Below are 3,680 nucleotides of genomic sequence, written 5' to 3' on the forward strand. Positions count from 1 at the left end.
GGCGCGTGAAAATATTTTGCGCCACCCTCAGAGATGAAAAATGGTTAAGCAAAATGTTTTTCACGGCAAAGGAAGCGCATTTTTACTGTAAGAACTTTGCTCTTACCAGTCTTTTGCTCTTCTTCGTGTCTTTGTGCCTTTGTGGTTCCGCCTTTCATTAATGTAGGAACTTTGCTCTTACCAGTCTTTTGCTCTTCTTTGTGTCTTTGTGCCTTTGTGGTTCCGCCTTTCATTAAACTTGACACACCGATACCGAAAACACTCCATATCGTCAGGCCACAACCCCGGAGCCATGCCGGCCTTGCTTTTCAAATGGGCCAGAAACTGCCGGGGATCAGGCAGCTGTTGCCACACCTGGGGCAAGAAGGTTGCGCTGTATTGGGGATTGCGAATGAATAAACCGTCGATGCCAGGATGCAGCTGCTTTAAAAGGTCTTGCTCGTCAGCGACGTCCATGCGTTCCTGCGGGGTCAGTACGGACACTTCAATCCGGATGTCGGTCAGCTCATTTTCTGTCACCGGTGGAAACCGTGGGTCCCGGAATGCGCTGGCGAAGGCGTTGTGGATCACATCATCTAACAGTGTTCGGTAGGCCCGGGTCGAACCAATACAGCCCCGGAGTTCCTCCCGCTTTTGCAGTGTGACAAAGCTGGCGGCCTGTTGCAGAAAGAACTCTGCCAGATCTTCTTCCGGTAATGATTTTGGTGGCAGGGCCCGGGTACAGCCTTCACTGATGGTCTTGCGGGCAAGGCGTAATAATTCTTTTTTCTGGCTTTCTGTGGGTTCAATTTGCACAGTAAAAATTCCCGTTTTCCTTCGTTAAAGGCATTGATAGCCTCCTTTTGTTTTTTATCGCCACCCAACGGGACCTCTGAAAACGGCTTCTTGTCATCTGATCGCGGGTGAGCGTATTGTTTGTAGTTTGAATGTTGATTCTGCTTGACTGAATCTCTACTGAATCTCTACTGAATAATAAAGGCACCGTAACCCACCACCCGGCTTTTATCGCCAACAATATCCCCGGAGTTGCGTACATCAAGTGTAATGACATCCATCCCCCGGTGCTGGGCAACTTTCAACATGCCGTTAAGAGGATAGCAGCCACAGGCCTGACCCCCGGTCAAATTGCAGCTGAGCTGTTCAATGGCTTTAACTGTCTGGTTGTCCCGGTAACAGGCCTCTTCATAGGTGTGATAATGGCTGAGGTCGGAGCTGATCACAATCAGGGTTTCCTCGTCTCCCCAGAGGTGCTCGATCACTTCAGCCACCGCTATAGGACTGGTGTCGCCTACAACCATTGGAATCAGCTTGAAGTCAGCCAGACACTCCTGCAAAAAAGGGCACTGGACCTCAAGACTGTGCTCGCAGGTATGGGCTTCATCGACGGTATGGACCTGGCTGAACTGTTTCAGTTCCTCCATGGCTTCAATATCCAGTGGGATATGACCAAGCGGCGTAGCAAATGCTTCGCTGTCCGGGAGCGCCATGCCCTGTAAGGGAACTCTGTGACTGGGACCGAGGAGTACGACACGATGCACATGATTGCTCATTGAGAGCAGCAGGCGGTAGGCACTGGCCGCCACAGGGCCGGAATAGAGAAAGCCGGCATGGGGGACGACCAGCACTTTCGGAGAGAAATCCCCGGGGCGGGCATCGCTGAGCATCTCTTTGACCATACTGGCCAGGGCGTCAGGTGAGTCTGGGTAAAAGGTTCCGGCTACAGCGGGCTGGCGAATAATCATTATGGGTTCTCCCCCGGGATTGGCTGAGCCTGTCGACACAGTGCAGGCACCATTCTCTTTATTTGCATCGCTCAAATAATGTCGACAGAGCCTATAATTATAGACTTGGTTAATACCATCAGGATGACAATCAGGCAGTCAATCTGGTCTGGAGATGGATCATGCCCAGAGCAAAAACACCGTTCGAAAATATATCAACACACTATTGGCATGCCCTTGATGATGGGCGAATCCAATGTGATCTGTGCCCGAGGGCCTGCAAACTTCGCGAAGGGCAGCAGGGGCTCTGTTTTGTCCGTGCCTGTGAAGGTGGTCAAATTGTGCTCACCAGTTACGGTCGCTCCTCCGGTTTTTGTATCGACCCTATTGAGAAAAAACCGCTGAACCACTTTCTGCCGGGAACCCCGGTGCTGTCATTCGGTACTGCAGGTTGTAACCTGGCCTGCAAATTCTGTCAGAACTGGGATATGAGCAAATCCCGTGAGATGGACACCCTGGCCGACCAGGCATCGCCAGAGCAATTGGCGGATACCGCTGAGCAACTGGGCTGTCGGTCACTGGCGTTTACTTATAATGACCCGGTGATTTTCCTTGAATATGCCATTGATGTTGCCAGGGCCGCCCATGAAAGACATTTGCAGTCGGTGGCGGTGTCAGCCGGGTATATCTGTGATGCGCCCCGCGTGGAGTTTTTCCGCTATATGGACGCAGCCAATATTGACCTGAAAGCATTCAGCGAAGATTTTTACCGCAAGATCTGTGGCGGCGCTTTGCAACCGGTCCTTGAAACACTGGAATACCTCAAACATGAAACCTCTGTCTGGTTTGAGATCACCACATTACTGATACCCGGTGAAAATGATTCCGAACGCGAACTGAACGACATGTGTCAGTGGATTGTTGAGCACCTGGGCGTCGACGTTCCTATCCATTTCACCGCCTTTCATCCTGACTGGAAAATGCGTGATCACCCCCATACGCCTGCCGCTACGCTGACCAGAGCGAGGCAGATAGCACTGAATCATGGTATGCGCTACGCCTACACCGGCAATGTCCATGATGCTGACGGTGGCAGTACCCGCTGTCATCACTGTCATAGCCTGCTCATTGAGCGTGACTGGTATGTACTTGGGGAATGGGGGGTTGATGCGTCAGAAGGCAAGGGGGTCTGCCAGCAGTGTGGAACGCCGGTTGCCGGTGTGTTTGAACAGCAGCCCGGCATTTGGGGTAGTCGTCGGGTGCCGGCCAAGATTGTGGCCTGAGTTCTCGGACCACCTCCCGGACACGGCGCCTGACAAGTCTGGATTTAATCGGCATGAGGGTGGTTTGGAAGACCAGGTTGAGTAGTGACAGGAAATTCATCGGAAGATGAAGAAAATGTCATTTGGAGGTGAATGGGTGTTTCAGGGTGGTTTGGAGGACCTGGCTGAGCAGTGAAAGAAAAAACATCTGAAGAATGTATCATTTGACGGTGGACGGATGTTTCACCCAATACTTCCACCTTCCTGGCACTATCTGAAGTTCGAAAGGTATGCGTATGCTCATTCTGAAATAAATGATTAATTGTTCTGCCGAGCATGCTGCCAATACAACAATATGTAACGGTTTTACCCAAAAGGCAGCCTGAAGCACAGCCTGAAGCACAGCCTGCAGCACAGCCCAGAGTTGTACCAACTGCTTCATAGTTTACATTCCTGATGGACCAGGCAGGCGGGCAGCCGCTTTCTGTTTGTGTATTTTGCATATTCAGTTCACCTTTAATGAATGTTTCAACTTTCTAACTTACAAGCTCTCTGACACTATTTTGTTGCTATTAGTTCACTGAAATGTTTTTTTTCTTAAAGGCAAGTATGGATTCATACCCATAACAGCTTGAACGCTGCATAAGTAGTTAACCAAATGAAATCATATTTTCTGACTAAGTGACCAGTCACTCTG

At 50.5% G+C, this 3,680-nt stretch carries 4 protein-coding genes; 1 reads left to right on the top strand and 3 read right to left on the bottom strand.

The genetic code is table 11. The features are described from left to right. Window positions 1-177: 177 nt before the first annotated feature. Together amrA and amrB are read right to left on the bottom strand one after the other, a co-directional pair. Window positions 178-795, bottom strand: coding sequence for an AmmeMemoRadiSam system protein A (gene amrA / locus KDK14_RS20390; RefSeq protein WP_257267071.1), 618 nt, complete (start codon window positions 793-795; stop codon window positions 178-180). A gap of 167 nt (window positions 796-962) precedes the next feature. Continuing rightward, window positions 963-1,781 (bottom strand): AmmeMemoRadiSam system protein B, encoded by an 819-nt coding sequence (amrB, locus tag KDK14_RS20395; RefSeq protein WP_257267072.1) that lies wholly within the window; start codon window positions 1,779-1,781, stop codon window positions 963-965. Between the two features lie 122 nt (window positions 1,782-1,903). Here amrB and amrS point away from each other — a divergent pair, with 122 nt between their 5' ends. After that, the gene (gene amrS / locus KDK14_RS20400; protein WP_257267074.1) at window positions 1,904-3,004 is read left to right on the top strand and encodes an AmmeMemoRadiSam system radical SAM enzyme; all 1,101 of its coding nucleotides are present in this window, start codon (window positions 1,904-1,906) and stop codon (window positions 3,002-3,004) included. 44 nt (window positions 3,005-3,048) lie between these two features. On the opposite strand, the gene KDK14_RS20405 is transcribed toward amrS, so the two are convergent. Beyond that, entirely contained in the window at window positions 3,049-3,486 is a 438-nt protein-coding gene (locus tag KDK14_RS20405) for a hypothetical protein (protein WP_257267075.1), read from the bottom strand. Window positions 3,487-3,680 lie beyond the last annotated feature (194 nt).

The sequence above is a fragment of the Endozoicomonas sp. ONNA2 genome (assembly GCF_024606365.1).
GTDB lineage: Bacteria > Pseudomonadota > Gammaproteobacteria > Pseudomonadales > Endozoicomonadaceae > Endozoicomonas.